This is a genomic window from Nocardiopsis tropica, from assembly GCF_042660575.1.
Classification (GTDB): domain Bacteria; phylum Actinomycetota; class Actinomycetes; order Streptosporangiales; family Streptosporangiaceae; genus Nocardiopsis; species Nocardiopsis tropica.
Map to the genome: position 1 here is coordinate 249,370 of NZ_JBHSUF010000009.1, position 21,572 is coordinate 270,941.

Here is a 21,572-nt window from a genome sequence, read left to right on the forward strand (position 1 = left end):
CGGAGAGGGCCCCTAGCGTGAGTGCCACGGACGGACAGCACCAGGGGAGAGAGCCATGGACGTCGTCATCATCGGAGCCGGAGTCGGCGGGCTGGCGGCGGCCGTCGGCCTCAGGCGCAGGGGACACGACGTACGGGTCTTCGAGCGGGGCGAGGTACTGCGCACCGGCGGAGCGGCCCTGGCGCTGTGGTCCAACGGCACGGCGGCCCTGGGCGGGCTGGGCATCGACCCGACCGGGCTGGGGCGCCCCACCGAGGTCATCATCGGATCCACGCACACCGGTGCCGAGCTGTACCGGATCGACCTGCGGTCCGTCTCCGCGCGCCTCGGGTGGCCCAACCTGTGCCTCCCGCGCCGCGAGCTGCTGGACCGGCTGGCGTCGCAACTCCCGGACGGCGTCGTCCGCTTCGGTCCGGCGTGCACCGGTGTGCGACAGGACGCCGACGGCGTGACGGCGCTGTTCGAGGACGGCACCACCGCCCGCGCCGACGCCGTGATCGGCGCGGACGGCGTCCACTCGGCGGTCCGGGCCTGCCTGCGCCCCGGCGACGTGCCCCGCCCGCGCGGCTACGCCAGCTGGCAGGGCCTGACCCCGCTGCCGGTGCCGCTCGCCGAGAGCACCACCTCGCGCTGGCTGACCGGACCCGGGGGGACGTGCGGCATCATCCCCACCGGCGGCGGGATGGTGCAGTGGTGGTTCGACCTCCCCTGGGCCCCCGGGGACCCCGAGCCCGCCTCGCCCGCGGAGGTGCTGCGGGAGCGCTTCGGGGCATGGACCGATCCGGACGTCCGCGCGGTGCTGGCCCACGCGAAGGACGAGGACGTCACCAGCTTCCCCCACGTGCAGACCCCGGTCCCGAAGACCTGGGGCAGCGGGCGGATCACCCTCCTGGGCGACGCCGTGCACGCCTTTCCCCCCTCGACCGCGCAGGGGGCGAACCAGGCGCTGGAGGACGCCCTGGTGCTGAGCGCCGCGCTGGACGGCGTCCGGGGGGCCGACGCGGCCCCGGCCCTGCGCCGGTACGAGCGGGTGCGCGGCCCGCGGGCCGCTCGGGCCTCCTGGGTCTCCGGTCACCAGCCGACCCAGCGTATGGGGGGGACGAGGCCGGTACCGCTCTCCCCGGCCGCGATGGGCGGACTGCTGGAGGGGTATCTGAAGCTGGTCAGCAACGCCCTGCGGAACGCTCCGCGAGGACCGCAGGCCCGGGTCTGACCGCAGGCCGGGCGGCGGGGAGGAAAGGCGGGAACGGGACCGGGTGCCGGAGGGCGGTTCCGCCGTCTCCACCGCCGCCGGAGAAAAAAGAACGGATGGCGCAAACGCCTCCGATTTTCCCCACTGGTGTTCCGGGATCCGTTGCGACCTGCGATGACAACGGATCCGACGCTTGCGGCGAAACGCCCGGGAAGACGGCGCTTGGGCCACGATTGGCGCGGAAGCGTTCAAGAGCGGGTCGCGGTGGATAACCTCTCACCATGAGTGTGCGGCGGATTATGGGTATCGAGACCGAGTACGGGATCTCCGTGCCAGGCAACCCCGGGGCCAACGCGATGGTCACCTCCACCCAGGTGGTCAACGCCTACCTGGCCGCCTCGGCGGCCCGGGCGCGACGTGCCCGCTGGGACTTCGAGGAGGAGAACCCGCTGCGCGACGCGCGCGGCTTCGACCTCGCGCGTGAGGTCGCCGACCCCACGCAGCTCACGGACGAGGACCTGGGGCTGGCCAACGTCATCCTCACCAACGGCGCCCGCCTGTACGTGGACCACGCCCACCCCGAGTACTCCGCGCCGGAGGTCACCAACCCGCTCGACGCGGTGCTGTGGGACAAGGCCGGGGAGCGCGTGATGGCGGACGCGTCCGCGCGGGCCGGGACCACCCCGGGCATCGACCCCATCCAGCTGTACAAGAACAACACCGACAACAAGGGCGCCTCCTACGGCTGCCACGAGAACTACCTGATGAACCGGTCGACGCCGTTCGGCGACATCGTCCGGCACCTCATCCCGTTCTTCGTCTCCCGGCAGGTGGTGTGCGGCGCGGGCAAGGTCGGCATCGGCTCGGACGGCCAGGGCAGCGGGTTCCAGATCTCCCAGCGCGCCGACTTCTTCGAGGTCGAGGTGGGTCTGGAGACGACCCTCAAGCGCCCCATCATCAACACCCGGGACGAGCCGCACGCCGACCCCGACCGGTACCGGCGGCTGCACGTCATCATCGGCGACGCCAACATGAGCGAGATCTCCACCTACCTCAAGCTGGGGACGACCGCGCTGGTGCTGTCGATGATCGAGGACGGGTTCCTGAGCGTGGACCTGTCGCTGGAGACCCCGGTGGCGGACCTGAGGGCGGTCTCGCACGATCCGGGGCTCACCCACAGGGTGAAGCTGCGCGACGGGCGCAGGATGACCGCGCTGGAACTGCAGGGCGAGTACCTGGACCAGGCGCGCAAGTACGTGGAGGACCGCTTCGGCACCGACGTCGACCCGGACACCGCCGACGTCCTGGACCGGTGGGAGTCGGTGCTGAGCAGGCTGGGGTCCGACCCGATGAGCCTAGCTGCGGAGCTGGACTGGGTCGCCAAGCTGAAGGTGCTGGAGGGGTACCGGTCGCGGGACAACCTGGAGTGGTCGCACCCGCGCCTGCAGCTGGTGGACCTCCAGTACTCGGACGTGCGCCCGGAGAAGGGCATCTACAACCGGCTGGTGGCCCGCGGCCGTATGCAGCGCCTGGTGGAGGAGGCCGAGGTCAACCGCGCGGTCACCGAGCCGCCGGAGGACACCCGGGCGTACTTCCGGGGCCGCTGCCTGGCCAAGTACGCGGACGAGGTCGCCGCGGCCTCCTGGGACTCGGTGATCTTCGACCTGCCCGGCTACGACTCCCTCCAGCGGGTTCCCACCCTGGAGCCCCGCCGGGGAACCAAGGAGCACGTGGGAGCCCTGCTGGACGCTTCGGACACCGCGGCGGACCTGGTCGCGGTGCTCACCCGCAGGCAGTGAGGTACTGAGACGACGCCTGGGGCGGGACCGCGAGGTTCCGCCCCTCGGTCGCTGCGGCCTCCCGGTTGATCACGCGGAGATAACGCCCTGTGTTTGTGCAGGTCGGCAACTGTGAGCCCCGCGCACGCGGGGATGGACCGGTTCTCGTGCTCAGTGGGTTGGATGCCCACCGGGTGAGCCCCGCGCACGCGGGGATGGACCGACAACGCGGAAGGAATCCAGTGACCCGGGCCGGTGAGCCCCGCGCACGCGGGGATGGACCCGGTCAGGGCCTCGCTTCTGGGCGTACGCGACCGTGAGCCCCGCGCACGCGGGGATGGACCGCTGCGAAACAAGTTGAACGCGGTCGACCTCGTGTGAGCCCCGCGCACGCGGGGATGGACCGGAGCCCCGCGCACGCGGGGATGGACCGGAGGCCCGCGCACGCGGGGACAGGCTCGGCGGACAGCGGCGGAAGTGTGAGCCCGTGCACACCGGAGTTCCGCACGGGGCGGCCCTCCAACCGTGCCTGAGGACGGTTTTCGCAGGCCAGGCGCCGACCGCTATGTCCTGAAAGCCTGTGGCGGGATCCCCGCTTCCGAGGCCGCTCCGAGTCGTGTGGCAGTCCCATGTTTGCCCGCGGCGAATCGGGTAGAGAGGGGTGTAACGCATCTGCGCGCCCCGAGGACCAGGGGGTACGGCCTCTACGGTCGTGCGGTCCCGGGATGACACAGCGCGGGTGCGGGGCCGGGCGCTCATGGGGGTGCGCGCGCGGCCCGCGCCGGACCGCCGGTATCGGGGGATGCCGCAGGGTCCGGCGAGACGCGGAGGCCCCCGCGCGACCGAGCGTCGCGCGGGGGCACTTCCCTTTTCCGGGACGGACGGGCGCCCGAGGGCTGCTCCGCAGCCGACCCCTCGCCGGAAGGGGTCACGCCGCCGGCGGCTGCCCGGGCTCGCTCGCGGGCTCGCCCCCCTGGGCCGCGGCCTCGCGCACGGCCTCGGCGATGGCGTGGAAGTCCTTCTTGAGGATCGCGCCGTGGTTGCTGGGGACCTTCGCGCTGACCCGGATGCGGGGGTTGCGCGCGGTCACCTCGTCGAGACTGGTGCGTATCTGTTCCTGCTCGTCACCCTTGCTGCCGAAGGACGTCCCCGAGGCGACCACGTACCGTGTCGGGACGGCGATGGCGTCCAGCACCGGGCCCAGTTCGCCTTCCCGGGAGATCCGGCCGAGCTCGATGTTGCTGTCCGCCATCTGCTCGGCGTTCATCCGCGGGGTCAGGCCCGTCGGACGCATCAGCGTCATGAAGGGGCTCAACCGCTTGAACAGCTTCCGGATCCGCTGCTCCGTGGCCTCGTCGATCCAGTCGTAGGGGAAGGCGCCGTCGACCAGGACCGCGCCCAGGGCCCGGTCCGGGTTGCGGCTGGCCCAGTGCGCTCCGACGAACGCGCCGTAGGACCAGCCCACGACCAGGGCCCGCTCCACGCCCCTGGCCGCCAGGACGGCGTCGACGTCGCGGACGGCGATCTCGAAGGAGTAGTCCGCCGACGTCTGCGACTTCCTGCCGCGGGCCCGTTCGTCGTAGGTGATGTGCCGCCATCCGGGGCCCAGGTCGGCGATGACCCGGCGCCAGTAGCCCTGGGTGGCGAACTGTCCGTTGAGGTAGACGACGGGGGTGCCGGGGCCGCCGGTGTCGGTGACGGCCAGCGCCGTGTCGTCGACCGGCACCATGCCGGTCCATGCCGCGCGGGTCGGGGAAGTGCTGTTCTTCGTCATGTCTCGCCTTGTCGTGTCTGGTTTTCTGCGGGAGTGGTCAGGGCTCCGTGTCGGCCCGGTCGTGCTTTCTCAGAGGCTGCTGGCGGTGATGTCGCCGAGCGAGGTGGTGGCGCGGATGTCGAGTCCGGCGGCGCCGTCGTTCTTGAGGGCGTTGCTGATGCGGCCCCGGTCGGCGCCGGCGTCCAGGGAGGCCGAGACGCCGGTGGCGGCGGTGACCGAGATGTCGCCGGACTGGGTGCGCAGCACGACCGTGCCGCGTACGGCCTCGGCGATGCGGATGTCGCCCCGGGTGGTGCTGATCTCGGCGGGGCCGTTGAGTCGGCCGACCTCGACGTCGCCGTCGACCGCGGTGAGGCGGACGCTCGCGGCCTCGTCGATCTTGGTCCGCCGGTGGGAGCCCTCGAAGGCGACGTCACCGAGGCGTCCGACACCGCGCAGCTCGGCGGCGGCGGACGTGGCCTCGACGGCCGAGCCGGCGGGCAGCCGGACGGTGACGTCCAGGGACCCGGTGGAGCCGAAGAGCCGGTCGGGGGCCGGGGCCGTGACCCGCAGGACGCCGTCGGTGTAGGCGACGGTGGTCTGCTCGGCGGCCCTGGTGTCGCGGTTCTTGGAGGGGTCTGCGGGCCGGACCTCGACGGTGGTGTCGGCCCGGTCCGCGGCGATGAACTGGATGCGGCCGGCGGGAATGTCCAGGACGGCGGAGATGGGGGTGGGGGTGGTGAACTTCTGCATCGTGCGCTCCCGTGCTCGTTTGTTTCTGATGTGGGAAACGCTACGTTGTCTTTCCTTGTTCGGCAACATACTTGTTGCAAGTAAATGGCATTAGTGCAGGTAGGGACCGTGAAAGTGTTGCGGTGGGGGTCGAGATAATGCAACGACGGGGGCGTTGTTCATTGCAATGGTTGAAGGGTGAACGCTATGGGGACCGACCGGGGCAGCCGCTCTCGCTCAGCTGTGCCAGATGCCGTCGAAGCAGGGCATGGGGTCCAGGCTCAGCGCGGTCCACAGCTCCAACCGGGTGCGGGGGTCGTCCAGGGACCGGCCCATGACCCGCTCGGCGATGCGCAGCCGAGAACGCAGCGTGTTGCGGTGGATCCCGAGGTCCCGTGCGGTCGCCTCCACCTGGGCGCTGTTGTCCAGGTAGTGCAGCAGCGTGTGCGCCAGCTCCGTCGCGTTGCGCGCGTCGTGGTCGCGCAGCTGCCCCAGGACCGCCTGGTCGAAGACGCGTGCTCCGGTCGCCGGGACCGAGGACCGGAGCAGGGCCCACGCGTCGGCCTCGTCCACGTGCCGGTAGCCGTCGGCGGCGGCGTTGCGGGCCCGGTCCACGGCGGAGGGCAGGTCGTCCGGACGGCGCGCGCCGCACGCACCCGCGGCGGAGGGGCCGTCCGCCTCCGAGGCCAGGGCCGTGAACAGGCGCTCCCCGGTGTGCGGCCGACCGCTCGCGGGCAGCACCGCCAGCAGCACGTCGTCCAGGGCGGCGAGTCCCACCCGGCGGGCCACGTCGGTGTCGCCCAGCACGTCGACCAGCGCGTCCGCAGCGCGGTCCATCAGAGCGGCCGGGTCGGGGGTTCGCAGGCACACCACCTCCCACGGGGGGACGGGCAGGGTCGGCTGGACCTGGGGGCGCCCGGTTGCGACGGCGCGGAGCACGGGCGCGCGCTCGCGGTACAGCGCCCGCCGGGCGTCGCGCGAGTGCAGGAGGTCCACCGCCAGCAGCGACGCCGCGTGGTTGGCGAGCATCCGCACGTGGGGGGTGACCGGGAACGGGCAGTGCAGCGCCAACCAGCCCAGCGTTCGACCGGCCGGGCCCAGCGTCTGGAGCAGGATCGTCGCGTCCCCGTCCGCCAGCAGCGTCATCCCGCGCGGGCGTCCCGCCAGCGCCGAGCGCACCGTCGCATGCCAGGGGGGCTCGGTGTCCGGCACCGACACACTGGTCATCCCGTTCCGGTCCAGCAGGAGGGACGCCCCGGCCGTCGACGAGGACAGCTCTCCCATCACCCCGGCGGGCCCCGACCGCAGGGCGGCGCGCGCCATCGCGTCCTGCGCGGTCAGCAGCCGGTGCTGTTCCCGTGTCCGCTCGGCCGCGTAGTGGTCGGCGACCGTCTCCACCACCGCGATGAACGGGGTCTTGCCCTCCACCCGCAGGACCGGCAGGCCCAGGGCGTCGCCCTCCTCCAGCACCTCGGGCGGGATCTCGCGCAGCCAGACGTCGATCGCGAAGGCCAGTCCCGCGCACCCGGCCCCGTGCAGGCGGCGGACGTACTCCCGGCGCGACCGCTCGTCGGAGCCCAGCCCCAGCCCGACCGTCAGCACCAGTTCGCCGCCGCGGAGCCACCGCACCGGGTCGTGCAGCTCGGTCACGTGCGCCCAGCGGATGGACCGGCCCAGGCCGGTGTGCCCGGCCGCGGCCCGCACCTCCAGGGCGGGGTTCGCGGTGATGTCGCCGACCGTGATCGTCACGGGATCCCACCTCCGGAGGGGGTTGTGTGCACCTTGCACATTTGTAACAGCGCGTGGAGTGCGGACCGTCCCGACCCGGGCGGCGTCGGGGTGTCTACGGTCACAACAACATCCGAACCGGCTGTGGCCAGCGGCGACACCCCTCCCAGGGGTGCGGCCGGGACTCACCGAACGCGCAACGGAGTACACATGTCAGACCGGACCGCCCCCACGTCCTCGCACCCGGCGCGTGCGGCGATAGCGGCCTTCGTGGGCACCACCATCGAGTGGTTCGACTTCTACGTCTACGCCACGGCCGCCAGCCTGGTGTTCGGCACCCTCTTCTTCCCGCCCGGCACCGACCCCATGATCGGGCTGATGGCGTCCTTCGCCACCTTCTCCGTGGGGTTCTTCGCGCGCCCGCTCGGCGGGATCGTCTTCGGCCACTTCGGTGACCGGCTCGGCCGCAAGTCGGCGCTGGTCATCACGCTGCTGATGATGGGCGTGGCCACGTTCTGCGTGGGCCTCCTGCCCACCTACGAGCAGGCCGGCTTCATCGCCCCGCTGCTCCTGGTGCTGCTGCGCTTCGTGCAGGGCATCGCCGTGGGCGGGGAGTGGGGCGGCGCCGTCCTGATGGCTGTCGAGCACGCCCCCGAGAACCGCAAGACGTTCTACGGCGCCTTCGCCCAGCTGGGCAACCCCGCCGGCGCCCTGCTCGCCACCGGTTCGTTCGGGCTCATCGCCGCCTGGGACGCCGACCTGCTGTACACCTGGGGCTGGCGCCTGCCCTTCCTCGCCTCGGTCCTGCTGGTCCTGGTGGGCCTGCTGATCCGGTTGAAGGTCGAGGAGTCCCCGGTCTTCGAGGCGGTCCAGGAGAACGACGGGCGGCCGGCGGAGCTGCCCCTGCGCGAGGCCGTGCGCACCTCGTGGCGCCCCCTGCTGCTGGGCATCGGCATCCTGCCCGTGGCCGTCGGCGGCTACTACATCGTCACCACGTTCCTCCAGGCCTACGGCGTCGAGGTCGGCGTCAGCGAACAGGTCATCCTCAACGGCCTGAGCCTGGCCGCGTTCGTCGAGCTGGTCGCCACCCTCGGGGTGTCCTGGCTGGGCGACCGCTTCGGCACCGTCCGGGTCGTCACCATCGGCCTGGTGGGGGTCATCGTCCTGGCCCTGCCCCAGTTCCTGGTCATGGAGACCGGCAGCACCCTCCTGATCTTCGTGATGCTGTGCGTCATGCGCCTGGCCATGGCCGCCGTCTACGGCCCCATCGCCCGCGTCCTCGCCCAGATGTTCCCGCCCCGGGCCCGCTACACCAGCATCTCCATCGCCTACCAGGTCGCGGGCGCCGTCTTCGGCGGCCTGTCCCCGATCGTGTGCACGGCCCTGTTCGCCGTGACCGGCAGCATCCTGCCCGTCGCCGGCCTGCTCATGGCCATGGCCGTGGTGAGCATCGCCTGCCTGGCCAAGGCCCCCCGCCACCAGGACGACGACCTGGTCACCGCCGCCTGACGCGGCCGTCCGCACACCCGCCGCCGCACCGCGGCGGTACCGCCGCACACCCACCGCCGCCGGGCCCTTCCGTCCGGCGGCACCCCATCCAGGGAGGAACCGCACCCGTGTCCGGTCTGCTCATCCACAACGCCAACGTCCTGACCATGGACGACACCAACCCGCGGGCCGAGGCCGTCGCCGTGCTCGACGGACGGGTCCGCCTCGCCGGGAGCGTCGAGGCCGCCAGAGCCGCCGCAGGTCCCGGCGCGACCGAGGTGGACGCGGGCGGGCGGACCGTCCTGCCCGGGTTCATCGACCCGCACAACCACCTGTTGTCCACCGCCGAGTCGCTGGCCGCCGTCGACGCCGGCTACCCGCGCGTGGGCAGTGCGGCCGACCTGGTCGCGGTCATCGGGGCCGAGGCCGAGCGGACCCCGCCGGGGCAGTGGATCCGCGCCTTCCACATGGACGACGCCAAGTTCCCCGGGGGCCGTCCCACCCGCCGCGACCTGGACGGCGCCACCGGCGAGCACCCGGTCATCGTCTACCACGTCTCGGGCCACCAGGCGGTGGTGAACTCCGCCGCCCTGGCCTGGAGCGGTATCGGCGAGGACGTCCCCGACCCGTCGGGCGGCTCCTTCGTGCGCGACGAGGGCGGGCGCCTGACCGGGATGGTCCTGGACTCGGCCATGGAGCTGCTGCTGCCCCTGGCGGTCGACATCGGCTGCCACGGCCCCAACTTCCACACCGACCTCCCGGCCGAGCAGCTGCTGGGCTGGCTCTCCGCCGCCGCCGTCCCCTACCTGTCGGCCGGTGTCACCACCGTGTGCGACCCGCAGGTGTCGGCGCGCGAGCTGCGCGTCTACCGGGCCGCCCGCGCCGCCGGGACCCTGCCGCTGCGCACGTTCGGCATGCCGCTCTCCCACCAGCTGGACTCGCTCACCCACGCGGGGCTGGCGAGCCCCTTCGGCGACGACTGGCTGCGCCTGACCGGCATGAAGTTCTACTCCGACGGGACCCTCCTTGGCGGTACAGCCAAGTTCAGCGTCCCCTACGGCGAGCGGGGCGAGTTCGCGGGCAGCCTCTACCACCACCCCGACCAGCTCGTCGACCTGGTGACGCGGGCGGCGGCAGAGGGCTGGCAGGTGGCCATCCACACCCAGGGCGACGCGGCGATGGAGAACACCCTGGCCGCCATCGCCTCGGCCGCGCGCGTGTCCGGCCCGGACCCGCGCCCGCGGGTGGAGCACTGCGGCTACCCGACCCCGGAGCAGGCCAAGCGCTTCACCGACTACGGGGTCATCCCGGTCAACCAGCCCAACTTCCTGTACGACAGCGGCGGCGACTTCGTCCGCCGCCTCGGCGAGCGGGCGCACCGGCTCCAGCCGATGCGCGAGGAGATCGACCTGGGTCTGCGCCCGGTGCTGTCCAGCGACTCGTTCGTGTCCAGCCTGCGTCCGATGGACACCGTCGCCAACGCGGTGTGCCGTACCACCCGGGAGGGCGCCCCGATCGGTGTCGAGCAGGCCGTCACCCTGCACGAGGCGCTGCGCGCCCACACCCTGGACGCCGCCCACGCCCTCGGTGTGGAGGACCGGCTGGGGGCCCTGCGCCCCGGATACCTGGCCGACCTGGTGGTCCTGGACCGCGACGTCGAGTCTTTGCCGGAGCAGCGGCTGCGCGAGGTCGACGCCTGGTTGACGGTGCTGGACGGGCGCGTCGCCCACCGCGCCTCCTGAGGCGTCTGCCCGGTCCCGCCGCACGCGGGGGCCGGGTGGAGCACCGGGGCGGCGCCGGGCACCCGGTGCCGCCCCGGAGACATGGGCGTCCCCGCCCGCTGACGCGGACGGGGACGGTCAGGGGTGGTGAGGAGGGTCAGCTGGTGCGGATGCTGACGCCCCAGGAGTTCACCATCGGCAGGACCTCCTGGTAGAAGGTGGTGCCGCCGACGGAGCAGTTGCCGGAGCCACCGGAGGTGACGCCCTGGGCCTGCGAGCCGGAGATGAACGAGCCGCCGGAGTCACCGGGCTCGGCGCACACGTTGGTGCGGGTGAGCGAGTAGACGGTGCCCTGCGGGTAGCTCACCGTCTGGTTGCGGGCCTGGATGGTGCCGCAGTGCCAGCCGGTGGTGGAGCCGGAGCGGCAGATGGCGGAGCCGACGGCGGCCTGGCTGGTGCCGGTGACGCTCTGGTAACCGCCGGAGTTGTAGCGGGAGACCAGGTTGGTCAGGGTGAAGTTGGAGGTGCCCCGCACGAACGCGGCGTCGTTGCCGGGGAAGACCGAGTTCTGGAAGGTGCCGCGGCCGTTGCCGATGGTCACCGCGGTGCCGACGCGGCCGCAGTGGCCGGCGGTGACGAAGCCGGGCTGTCCGGCGCTGTTGGTGGCGGCGAAGCCGACCGAGCAGCGTCCGCCCATGGTGTAGGCGAGGCCGCCGATGATGTCGGCGTAGGTCTCGGGGGTCTCGCTGGTCTCCTGGACCTGGACGGCGGAGGCGTCCACGCCCGCCTCGGCGAGCAGGGCGTCGATGTCGGCGCCGGAGCCCTCCAGGACCTCGACCACGACGGTGTCGCTCGTGACGTCCGGGTACCAGCCGACGATGCCCTCCGGGACGTCGGCCGCGTTGAGGTCGTCCACGACCTCGGCCAGGCCCTCGGTCCCGTAGGAGACGACGCTCGCCTCGGCGCCGGCCGCCTCGACGGCCTCGACCGCCGCGGCGTCGGTCACCAGGACGGTGAGGGTGTGGGTGTCGATGTCGAAGGTGGAACCGCCGTAGGCGGAGCCGGCTGCCTCGGTGGCCTCTGCGTCGATCTCCAGGGCGGCCTCCTGGGCCTCCAGGAGGGACTCGGCCTCGGACTGGGTGAGGTCGAGGTCCCGCTCGAGGGCCTCGAACATGCTGGCGGCGTTGTCGTCGGCGACGGGTCCCTGGGGGAGGGGGGCGGTCGCCGCGAGGGCGCCCGGCGCCAGGGACAGGGCCAGGCCGAAGGCCAGGGCTCCCGTGCCGATGGCGGAGATGACGGGGGAGGGTCGCATGGGTGTCTACTCTCCAAGGGGGATCAAGGGGGATTCGGAGTGTCCGCGCCGGTCGGGACGGAAACCCCATTTCCGGAGGACGGAGTTGTTCCGACGTCCGGAATTCACCGAGACATCCGGTAAACGATCCCCAACATAAATGGACACTTTGGTGAGGGAAAGACCCGCTCTGTGTTGATCTATTCAGACGTACGAAGGATCGTCCGATGACCCTCTGTTCCGTCATGGCTACGCGTAGCCGTCCGGTGCGCGACCTTGCGGTTTCCGCAGTCGGGCGCTCACGGATCGAAGCGGCGGCCCGTGCGCAAGGGATGCTCCGTGGCCGGATGCGGACACCGGTACCCGGTACCGTTCGTGACAGCCCGGCTACCTGGATGTAACACCAGAGGTCACAGAGGTGCCAAAGGGGCTGTGCGGACGGTTCGCGGCGCGGCCCCGGGCACGGGCGTCTGGCCGGATGCGGACGCGTGGGCGGCCGGCGCCCGTGCGGGACGCCGGCCGCCCACGGGGCGGAGACGGCGGCAGGCCTCAGGAGGTGACCAGCTCCAGGCCCCACATGGCGAGGAGCGGGTTGACGTCCTGGAAGTAGGTGGTGCCGCCCGAGACGCAGCTGCCGGAGCCGCCGGAGGTCACACCCTGGGCCTGCGAGCCCGCGACGAAGGGGGCGCCGGAGCCCCCGGGGCCCGAGCACACGTCGGTCCGGGTCAGGCCGTGGACCGTGCCCTGCGGGTAGCTCACCGTGTGGTTGCGGCCCAGGATCCTGCCGCAGCGCCACCCGTTGTAGGGGTTGGACGTGCACACGGTCGATCCGATCGGCGCGGGCTGTGAGCCGGTGACCTCGACGAACCCCCCGGCCTGGTCGTCGACCAGGTTGGTGAGGGTCCACCCGGGCCCCACGCGGACGAACGCGCCGTCGGAGCCGGGAAACTGCGAGTGCTGGAAGGTTCCCGAGGCCCCGGCGGGGATGCTCTCCACCGGGGCGTCCGCGGTGCCGCAGTGCCCCGCGGTCAGGAAGCCGGGCTCCCCCGGGGCGGTGGCGGCGAAGCCGATGGTGCACACGCCTCCGCCGGTCCGGAACAGGCGGCCGCCGACGACCTCGGCGTAGGGGACCGCCTGCTCCGCGCCCTCCCGCACCCGCACGGCGGCGGGGTCCACACCGGCGTCCTCGACGAGGGCGGCGGCCTCGGACGAGGCCCCGTCCACGGTCTCGACGACCACGGCGCCCTCGGACGGGTCCGGATACCAGCCGACGACCCCCGCGCGGGGCCCGGCCGCGTCGAGGCCGGCCACGACGCCGTCCAGCTCGTCGGCGGAGCGCGGGACGACCTCGACCCGCGCTCCGGTCCTTCGCACCTCCTCGGCGACGGAGGGGGTGTCGACCAGGACGGTCAGCCGGAGCGTGCTGCTGTCGAAGACGGAGCCCGCGTAGGCGGGACCGGCGGCCTCGGCGGCCTCCGCGTCCGCACGGGCGGCCTCCTCCTGGGCTCTGAGCAGGTCCCGGGCGGCCGACGGGCTCAGGCCGAACTGCGCTGCGACGGCGTCGGCCGGACCGGCGGAGGACCCGGGGCGGGCGGGCGCGGTGGAGTCCGGGGCGGCGGGGAGGGCGGCCCACGAGGGCGCCGGCGCGGATCCGAAGGCGAGGACGGTGGTCAGGGAGAGCGCGAGGAGGGCGCCGGCGGTTCGCGGCACGGGGGAGGGGGAGGCGTGCATGGTCGTCCGTTCTCCTGGGGGAGGGGTGTCTCCAGGAGAACCCGGAAGTCCGCTCGGCGCCAGACGTCCTCTGCCCCTGTGGACGACGGAGACGGCAGGCGTCCCCGCCCGCGGGTGCGGACGGGGACGCGCTGCGGTGGGCCGGTCGGCCCGGTCGGCGGCCGGGGTCAGCCGGTCACCAGGCTGAGCCCCCACGAGCTCAGCAGCGGTCCGACCTCCTGGTAGTAGGTCGTACCGCCGGAGGTGCAGTCGCCGGAGCCGCCGGAGGTGACGCCCTGGGCCTGCGAGCCGGAGATGAACGAGCCGCCGGAGTCGCCGGGCTCGGCGCAGACGTCGGTCCGGGTCAGGTCCTCGACCGTGCCCTCCGGGTAGCTCACCGTCTGGCCGCGGGCCTCGATGGTGCCGCAGTGCCAGCCGGTGGTCGAGCCGGAGCGGCACACGGCCGACCCGATCGGCGCCTGGGTGGAGCCGGAGACGGTCGAGGAGCTGCCCTCGACCCGGTTCGTCCCGGTCCAGTTGGACGTGGCAGCGACGTAGGCGCCGTCGCTGCCGGGGAAGACGGACTCCTCGAACACACCGGAGCCGGTGCCGTCGGAGCTCTCGGCGGTGGTGCCGACGGTGCCGCAGTGGCCCGCCGTCACGAAGCCGCCCTGCACGGCGAAGCCGATGGAGCAGCGGCCGCCGCCCATGTAGTAGGCCTCGCCGCCGACGATCTCGGCCAGCAGTCTGGGCGCCTCGACCGTCTCCTGCACCTCGAAGGCGGAGGCGTCCACCCCGGAGGCCTCGATGAGGCCGTCGGCGCTCGCGCCCTCGGTGACCTGGATGACGACGGTGTCGCGCTCCACGTCCGGGTACCAGCCGACGACGCCCTCGGGCGCGCCGACCGCGTCGAGTTCGTCCACGACCTGTGCCAGGCCCTCGGTGCCGTACGAGACCACGGTGGCCTCGGCGCCGGCGGCCTCGACCGCGTCGACGGCCGCGGCGTCGGTCACCAGGACGGTGAGCTCCTGTGTCTCGGGGTCGAACAGGGAGCCGCCGTAGGCGTCTCCCGCGGCCTCGGTGGCCTCGGTGTCGGTCTCGAAGGCGGATTCCTGGGCCTCGAGAAGTGCTTCGGCCCCGAGCGGGGTGAGGCCGAGGTCCCTCTCGAGGGCTTCCAGCATCGTCGCGGACCCGCCGCTGGCGGCGGGCTCGGCGGGGACGACCGCCGCGGTCGCGCCCGGCGTCACGGAGAACGCCAGGCCGAACGCGAGTGCGCCGGTGCCGATCGCGGAGATAACGGGGGAGGGTCGCATAGATCCCTACTCTCCTTGGGGAATTCTGACGGGGGTTCGGGGCCCGACACCCGCCGGCGAGGGCGTCGGACCCCGGACCGGAGCCCGTGATGAGACGAAAACTCCGGCCGGTTCGCCGTATGTCCTGCAGTCAAGACACTCGGTCAACGTTCATCCACGTTAAGTGCACATCTTGGGCAACGAAAGGACCGAGAACCTGGTATTTCATTCACGTGACGAAAGGATCATGTGATGATCCGATGCTTTTGTCCCGATCACTCATCGTGACGACATGTCTGACCTTGTAGTTTCCTACTGTGATCATTTTCGGATCACACATCGGCTCTCGGTGCAAGGGGTGTTGTGTGGCCGGATTCGGCCACTGGAACCGGGTGCCATCTGTGATGGTTCGGCCACGCATATGTAACTGCAAAGGTCAGAGCGGTAACTCATGGGTAACTTTGTTTGCCTGGCGAACGAGCGTGCGTTTTCCGAACAGCATTGCGATGTATCTCGTTCCGCTCGGAGGTGCGGGCCCGGGGGCCGAACGCCCCGGGAGCCGCTCCGGGAGACACGCCCGGTGCGAAACGGGCGCCCGCGCGGGCCACGCCGCGCGCACATCGGACGATCCGAGGTAACTAGCGGGTATCGGGCCCCGGGAAGGGGGTTGAGTCGCGCGGTGTTGGGCCAAGATAAGGGCGAGAGCCCCGAACGGGAGCCCGAACGGGAGGGAAGACGCCATGGCGACGAAGGACACGGGCGGTCAGAAGCACGCCTCGCGCCGCGACGAGGAGGTCGAGGAGACCGAGGCGGCGGCGGACGTCCAGGAACGCAAGGACCAGCTCGACGAGGACGTCGACGACATCCTCGACGAGATCGACGACGTGCTGGAGAGCAACGCCGAGGACTTCGTCCGGCAGTTCGTGCAGAAGGGCGGCGAGTAGCCGCTCCGCGGCGGTTCGCTGACAGCGCACCCGGGCGCCCCCGGCACCGCCGTGCGCCCGACTAGGGTCAGTCTCATCGGCCGGAGCACCGCCCGGCCGCCGAAAACAAGGACAACAGGCGCCCCACCCGCCCCCACGCCGGGGTGGGGCGCGAGTGGAGGGAGTCGCGTGTTCGAAGGGTTCGAGGGCGGACGGTTGCCGGCCGCTTTCATGAGTGCGGGAACCTCGTCCTTCACCGAGTTTCTCAGTTCGGTCAGCCCCGAGATGCTGCCCGGGCACAAGCTCCCGGCCGGAGGTGGGACGGAACACCTCACGCCCGACGCGACGACCATCGTCGCCCTGACCTTCCCCGGGGGAGTCCTGCTGGCGGGCGACCGCCGGGCCACCCAGGGCAACGTCATCGCCAACCGCGACATGGAGAAGGTCTTCCGGACCGACGAGTACTCCGCGGTGGCCATCGCGGGCTCCGCCGGGATCGGTATCGAACTCGCCCGCCTCTACCAGGTCGAACTGGAGCACTACGAGAAGATGGAGGGCCGCTCGCTCTCCCTCGAGGGCAAGGCGAACAAGCTCGCCCAGATGGTCCGGGGCAACCTCGGCATGGCGATGCAGGGCTTCGTCGTCGTCCCGATCCTCGTCGGCTTCGACGAGAACACCGGGGTGGGACGGGTCTTCAGCTACGACGCCGTCGGCGGACGCTACGAGGAGCAGCGCTACCACTCCATCGGCTCCGGGTCGGTCTTCGCCAGGGGCTCCATCAAGAAGCTCTACCGCGACGACCTGGACGAGACCGGCGCCGCCAAGGTGGCGCTCCAGTCCCTCTACGACGCCGCCGACGACGACTCCGCCACGGGCGGACCCGACCTGCACCGCAAGATCTTCCCCCTCGTCGACGTCATCACCGAGGACGGCCACCGCCGCCTGCCCGTCGAGGTCGTCGCCCGCCTGGCGACGGAGGTGGTCGAGGGGCGCGCCGAGCACCCCGACGGCCCCACCGTCGAGTTGGGCTGATCCGGCAGCCGTCCCCACCCCAGACTTCTCCCGACTAGGTAAGGAAACGATCCGCGGTGTCGATGCCGTTCTACGTCGCCCCCGAACAGCAGATGAAGGACAAGGCGGACTACGCGCGCAAGGGCATCGCGCGCGGCCGCAGCGCCGTCGTCCTGCAGTACGAGGGCGGGATCCTCATGGTGGCGGACAACATGTCCCGCACACTGCACAAGATCAGCGAGCTCTACGACCGCATCGGCTTCGCCGCCGTCGGCCGCTACCCCGAGTTCGAGAACCTGCGCCTGATGGGCGTGCGGTTCGCCGACGTGCGCGGGTACCAGTACGACCGCCGCGACGTCAGCGGGCGCCAGCTCGCCAACATCTACGCCCAGACCCTCGGAACCGTCTTCAGCGAGAGCCTCAAGCCCTGGGAGGTGGAGATCGTCGTCGCCGAGGTCGGGGACACCGCCGACGACGACGAGATCTACCGCATCACCTTCGACGGCTCCATCGTCGACGAACAGGGCTTCGTGGCCGTGGGCGGATCGTCCGAACACGTCTCCACCCAGCTCAAGGACCGCTTCGCAGCCGACGCCCCGCTCAGCGCCGCCCTCAACGCGGCCACCCGCGCCCTCGCGCGCGAGAACGGCGAGGAGCGGGAGCTGGAGGCCTCCAACCTGGAGGTCGCGATCCTGGAGCGCTCCAGGCAGCACCGCAAGTTCCGCCGCATCCAAGGCCGTCGCCTGACCGCCCTCATCGAGGAGGGCAAGGCCGGAGGCGCTGCCGCCCCGGGCGGCGACAGCACCGAGGACGAGGCCGACGAGTGATCTGAACGATGACGACGGTGCGGCGCGCCCGAGGCGCCGCACCGGCCGGGCGGGTGCGGACGGCGAGGGCCCGTCGTCCGCACCCCGGTGACGGGAAGTTGGTGAGGCCGCGTGGAACGACGGATCTTCGGGCTGGAGAACGAGTACGGGGTCACGTGCACCTTCCGGGGACAGCGCAGGCTGTCGCCCGACGAGGTCGCCCGGTACCTCTTCCGCAGGGTGGTCTCCTGGGGGCGCAGCAGCAACGTGTTCCTGCGCAACGGCGCCCGGCTGTACCTGGACGTGGGGAGCCACCCCGAGTACGCCACCCCCGAGTGCGACAGCCTCGTGGACCTGGTGGCCCACGACAAGGCCGGCGAGCGCATCCTGGAGGGGCTGCAGGTCGACGCCGAGCAGCGCCTGCACGAGGAGGGCATCGCCGGCGACATCTACCTGTTCAAGAACAACACCGACTCGGCGGGCAACTCCTACGGCTGTCACGAGAACTACCTCGTCGGACGGCACGGGGAGTTCGGCCGCCTGGCCGACGTGCTCATCCCCTTCCTGGTCACCCGCCAGATCATCTGCGGCGCCGGCAAGGTCCTCCAGACCCCCCGGGGCGCCCTCTTCTGCGTCAGCCAGCGGGCCGAGCACATCTGGGAGGGCGTCTCCTCCGCCACCACGCGCTCCCGCCCCATCATCAACACCCGCGACGAGCCGCACGCCGACGCCGAGCGCTTCCGGCGCCTGCACGTCATCGTCGGCGACTCGAACATGAGCGAGACCACCACCCTCCTCAAGCTGGGCTCCACCGACCTCGTCCTGCGCATGATCGAGGCCGGGGTCGTCATGCGCGACTACACGCTGGAGAACCCCATCCGGGCGATCCGCGAGGTCAGCCACGACATGACCGGCCGGCGCAAGGTGCGGCTGGCCAACGGCCGCGAGGCCAGCGCACTGGAGATCCAGCGCGAGTACCTGGACAAGGTGCAGAGCTACGTCGACCGGCACGGCACCGACGCCACCGGCAAGCGCATCCTGGACCTGTGGCAGCGCACCCTGGAGGCGGTCGAGACCCAGAACCTGGACACCGTCGCCCGGGAGATCGACTGGGTCGCCAAGTACCAGCTCCTGGAGCGCTACAGGGACAAGCACGACCTGTCGCTGTCGTCGCCGCGCGTGGCCCAGCTCGACCTGACCTACCACGACATCCACCGCGACCGCGGACTCTTCTACCTCATGCAGAAGCGCGGCCAGATGGACCGCGTGGTCGGCGACCTGAAGATCTTCGAGGCCAAGTCGGTGCCCCCGCAGACCACGCGGGCCCGGTTGCGCGGGGAGTTCATCCGCCGTGCCCAGGAGCAGCGCCGCGACTTCACGGTGGACTGGGTGCACCTCAAGCTCAACGACCAGGCGCAGCGGACCGTGCTCTGCAAGGATCCCTTCAAGTCGGTCGACGAGCGCGTGGAGAAGCTCATCGCCGGAATGTGACCTTCCGCAGCAGTCGGACACGGGCCCCGCCCGGAGGACGAAAGCCCTCCGCGGCGGGGTTCTGGCGTTCGGTGCGCTCCCGGGGGTGGTTACGGCCCTACTTTTCGGTAGTGTGACCCTGTCCCAAGCCGGAAATCAGAGGTTGTGACTCATGCACCGACGTGCCGCCGCCCTCGCGGTGCCGCTGGCCGCCATCACCCTGGCGGTCTCAAGCTGCGGAAGCATCCCAGAGGAATGGCGAACGCCAGCCTTCCTGCGCATGAACGGGGACCAGCTCGACCCACGGCTGCCCACCGTCACCGGCGAGGTCGGTGAGGAACCGGAGGTCACCTTCCCCGAGTCCGACCCGCCGGACGAGGAGATCTCGGGCATCGTCAGCGCCGGCTCGGGTGAGGACGAGCTGGTGCGCGCGGACGACCTGGTCGTCGCCAACGTGGTCCAGTACCAGTGGACCGGCCCCGGCGAAGGCGAGCTCGCCGAGGGCATGTCCAGCTACGAGACCGGCGCCCCCGACCTGATCCGCATGGAGCAGATGCCGGAGCAGATCAGCGAGGTGCTGGTCAACCAGCCCGTCGGCAGCCGCGCCGTCTACGTCATGCCCCCTCTCACCGAGGACGAGCAGGCCCAGGCGGAGGCGGCCGGACAGGCCGCCCCGGCCGGCGCCAGCGTCCTGGTCATCGACCTGGTCAACAGCTTCAACAAGGGCTCGGTCGTGCCCGGGGAGCAGAGCACCGACGGCGGCGACGGCCTGCCCGTGGTGACCCAGGAGGGCCACAGCGAGCCGACCATCGAGTTCCCGGAGGACGCGGAGGCCCCCGAGGACCTGGAGGTCGTCCCGCTCATCGAGGGCACCGGCGACGAGGTGGAGGAGGGCGAGCAGGTCATCGTCCAGTACACCGGCGTGCGCTGGGAGGCCGACGACAACGGCGAGCACCCGTCCTTCGACTCCACGTGGAGCCGCGGCGGCGACCCGTTCGACACGACCATCGGCGCGGGAGCCGTCATCGAGGGCTGGGACGAGGGCATCGTCGGCCAGCCGGTCGGCAGCCGCCTGCTCCTGTCCGTTCCCGCCGACATGGCCTACGGCGCGACGGAGGAGGAGACCATGGGCGCTCCCGCCGGTCCCCTCGTCTTCGTCGTCGACGTGCTCGGGTCCTACAAGAACCCGCCGCCCGCCGAGGAGGAAGGCGGAGCCGCCCCCGAGGAGGGCGCCGAGGAGGAGGCCGACCCCGCCGAGGGCGGGGAGTAGCCGCCTCCGCGCGTACGCGTACGACCGCCCCCGCCGGCCTCCCGCGGGGGCGGTCGCGTGTCCGGGGCCGTTCGCGCCACGGCGGTGTCCGGGCCCCTGCGCGGGGCCGGGGCCTGACACGCCCGGTGGGTGCGGTCCCGGGCCGGACGAGGTCCCCGTGCGTAGAGTCGGAGGATCCGTGGACAGGCGAGGGGGAGTGATGTCGGACCGAAGGCGCTACTGCTACGTGTCAGGACTACGCCTCGGGGTTGCGGCCCTGGAGGAGCTCTGCGCCCAGGGGCGCCCGCCCGCCCTGGTGGTGTCCTACTCGGGGGAGCTGGCCCACCGCTGCGGGTACCTCGACTACGAGTCCGTCGTTCGCCGCCACGACCTGACGCACCTGCGCGTCTCGGACATCAACTCCGACGAGGTCCGGGACGCCCTCGCCGCGCACGGCGTCGACCTGATGGTCGTCGCCGGGTGGTCGCAGCTGGTCCAGGAGGACGTGCTGGACCCGCTGGCGCTGGGCGCGGTCGGGCTCCACCCCTCGCCCCTCCCGGTCGGGCGGGGGTACGCGCCCATCCCCTGGACCATCCTGCGCGCCATGCGATCCAGCGCCGTCACCCTCTTCCACCTCGAACGCGAGCCCGGCACCGGCGACATCGTCGACCAGAGCTGGTTCGACGTCCCGGCCGACGCCACCGCCACCGGCCTCTACGAACGGGTCGGCCACCTCCAGTCGGAGCTGCTGGTCCGGCACCTGGACGACCTCCTGGAGGGCTCGGCCCCGCGGCGGCCGCAGAGCGGACACGCGTCGGTGTGGCCCACCAGGCGGCCCAGCGACGGCCACCTCGACCTCACCGCCGCCGGGAGCGACGTGGACCGGATGGTGCGCGCGCTCGCCTCCCCCTACCCGGGGGCGTTCGCGATGTTCGGCGGCGCGCGGATCACCCTGTGCGCGGGGGCGCTGCACGGGGAGGCCCGGGGCGGGGACCCCGGACAGGTGGTCTCGGTCGGGGAGGGGCGCAGGTGGGGGATCACCTGCGGGGACGGAACGGTGTTCGTGCCCGAGTCGCTGCGGGTCGACGAGGGGGTGCGGGCCGAGCCGACCTCGCTGTCCATGTTCCGCCCGGGCGCCTATTTCGACGCACCCTCCGAGCACATGCTCGCCTCCACCCGCAGGGTGCCGGTGCCCGGGCAGGCGCCGAGCCCGGACGCGCTCCAGAGCGCCTGAGAACCGGGCCTCCGGGGCCCGGGGCCGTGGGGCCCTGCCGCCGGACGGGGCGCGGCGGGCCGGGAGGCGCCCAGGCACCGGGAACGGCAGGGCCGGTGCGGACGGGCGGAACGCCGCGTCCGGCGGGCGCCGGGGCGCACACGGGGCGTCCCACCCCGTCCCGGGCCGGTGCGGGCGGGTCCGGCGGGCGCGAG

16 protein-coding genes and 1 CRISPR repeat array are annotated in these 21,572 nt (G+C 72.1%); of the genes, 10 read left to right on the top strand and 6 right to left on the bottom strand.

What is annotated here, in order from left to right:
• Window positions 1-55 precede the first annotated feature (55 nt).
• Both ACFQBR_RS16975 and dop read left to right on the top strand, forming a co-directional pair.
• Window positions 56-1,213 (top strand): FAD-dependent oxidoreductase, encoded by a 1,158-nt coding sequence (locus ACFQBR_RS16975; protein WP_344180647.1) that lies wholly within the window; start codon window positions 56-58, stop codon window positions 1,211-1,213.
• A gap of 260 nt (window positions 1,214-1,473) precedes the next feature.
• Complete coding sequence (gene dop / locus ACFQBR_RS16980) at window positions 1,474-2,991, top strand: depupylase/deamidase Dop (protein ID WP_344180649.1); 1,518 nt, start codon at window positions 1,474-1,476, stop codon at window positions 2,989-2,991.
• 111 nt (window positions 2,992-3,102) lie between these two features.
• A CRISPR array of direct repeats spans window positions 3,103-3,376; the repeat unit is 29 nt; unit sequence GTGAGCCCCGCGCACGCGGGGATGGACCG.
• A gap of 522 nt (window positions 3,377-3,898) precedes the next feature.
• Here the strand turns inward: dop and ACFQBR_RS16985 are convergent.
• The 3 genes from ACFQBR_RS16985 to ACFQBR_RS16995 all read right to left on the bottom strand — a co-directional run bounded on the left by ACFQBR_RS16985 (window position 3,899) and on the right by ACFQBR_RS16995 (window position 7,204).
• A complete protein-coding gene (locus ACFQBR_RS16985; protein WP_267945328.1) occupies window positions 3,899-4,744 on the bottom strand; it encodes an alpha/beta fold hydrolase in 846 nt (281 codons plus the stop codon).
• Window positions 4,745-4,813: 69 nt separating this feature from the next.
• Entirely contained in the window at window positions 4,814-5,476 is a 663-nt protein-coding gene (locus ACFQBR_RS16990) for a DUF4097 family beta strand repeat-containing protein (protein ID WP_344180651.1), read from the bottom strand.
• 216 nt (window positions 5,477-5,692) lie between these two features.
• On the bottom strand, window positions 5,693-7,204 hold the full coding sequence (locus ACFQBR_RS16995; protein ID WP_344180653.1) for a PucR family transcriptional regulator: 1,512 nt from the start codon (window positions 7,202-7,204) through the stop codon (window positions 5,693-5,695).
• 189 nt (window positions 7,205-7,393) lie between these two features.
• Here ACFQBR_RS16995 and ACFQBR_RS17000 point away from each other — a divergent pair, with 189 nt between their 5' ends.
• Complete coding sequence (locus ACFQBR_RS17000; RefSeq protein ID WP_267945325.1) at window positions 7,394-8,692, top strand: MFS transporter; 1,299 nt, start codon at window positions 7,394-7,396, stop codon at window positions 8,690-8,692.
• A gap of 107 nt (window positions 8,693-8,799) precedes the next feature.
• A complete protein-coding gene (locus ACFQBR_RS17005; RefSeq protein WP_344180655.1) occupies window positions 8,800-10,413 on the top strand; it encodes an amidohydrolase in 1,614 nt (537 codons plus the stop codon).
• A 136-nt stretch (window positions 10,414-10,549) separates the two neighbouring features.
• Here ACFQBR_RS17005 and ACFQBR_RS17010 read toward each other — a convergent pair whose 3' ends face one another.
• The 3 genes from ACFQBR_RS17010 to ACFQBR_RS17020 all read right to left on the bottom strand — a co-directional run bounded on the left by ACFQBR_RS17010 (window position 10,550) and on the right by ACFQBR_RS17020 (window position 14,706).
• Entirely contained in the window at window positions 10,550-11,704 is a 1,155-nt protein-coding gene (locus tag ACFQBR_RS17010; protein ID WP_344180657.1) for a S1 family peptidase, read from the bottom strand.
• A gap of 528 nt (window positions 11,705-12,232) precedes the next feature.
• Entirely contained in the window at window positions 12,233-13,414 is a 1,182-nt protein-coding gene (locus ACFQBR_RS17015; protein ID WP_344180659.1) for a S1 family peptidase, read from the bottom strand.
• Window positions 13,415-13,581: 167 nt separating this feature from the next.
• On the bottom strand, window positions 13,582-14,706 hold the full coding sequence (locus ACFQBR_RS17020; RefSeq protein WP_378553794.1) for a S1 family peptidase: 1,125 nt from the start codon (window positions 14,704-14,706) through the stop codon (window positions 13,582-13,584).
• A 719-nt stretch (window positions 14,707-15,425) separates the two neighbouring features.
• Between ACFQBR_RS17020 and ACFQBR_RS17025 the strand changes: the two genes are divergently transcribed.
• The 6 genes from ACFQBR_RS17025 to ACFQBR_RS17050 all read left to right on the top strand — a co-directional run bounded on the left by ACFQBR_RS17025 (window position 15,426) and on the right by ACFQBR_RS17050 (window position 21,378).
• On the top strand, window positions 15,426-15,629 hold the full coding sequence (locus tag ACFQBR_RS17025) for a ubiquitin-like protein Pup (protein ID WP_267945320.1): 204 nt from the start codon (window positions 15,426-15,428) through the stop codon (window positions 15,627-15,629).
• 168 nt (window positions 15,630-15,797) lie between these two features.
• Complete coding sequence (gene prcB / locus ACFQBR_RS17030; protein WP_267945319.1) at window positions 15,798-16,640, top strand: proteasome subunit beta; 843 nt, start codon at window positions 15,798-15,800, stop codon at window positions 16,638-16,640.
• A gap of 56 nt (window positions 16,641-16,696) precedes the next feature.
• Window positions 16,697-17,446: a proteasome subunit alpha gene (prcA, locus tag ACFQBR_RS17035; protein ID WP_267945318.1), complete on the top strand. Its 750-nt coding sequence runs from the start codon at window positions 16,697-16,699 to the stop codon at window positions 17,444-17,446.
• Between the two features lie 111 nt (window positions 17,447-17,557).
• Complete coding sequence (gene pafA, locus ACFQBR_RS17040) at window positions 17,558-18,916, top strand: Pup--protein ligase (RefSeq protein ID WP_267945317.1); 1,359 nt, start codon at window positions 17,558-17,560, stop codon at window positions 18,914-18,916.
• 151 nt (window positions 18,917-19,067) lie between these two features.
• Entirely contained in the window at window positions 19,068-20,165 is a 1,098-nt protein-coding gene (locus tag ACFQBR_RS17045; RefSeq protein WP_344180664.1) for an FKBP-type peptidyl-prolyl cis-trans isomerase, read from the top strand.
• 199 nt (window positions 20,166-20,364) lie between these two features.
• The gene (locus tag ACFQBR_RS17050; RefSeq protein WP_352984971.1) at window positions 20,365-21,378 is read left to right on the top strand and encodes a methionyl-tRNA formyltransferase; all 1,014 of its coding nucleotides are present in this window, start codon (window positions 20,365-20,367) and stop codon (window positions 21,376-21,378) included.
• Window positions 21,379-21,572: the final 194 nt, after the last annotated feature.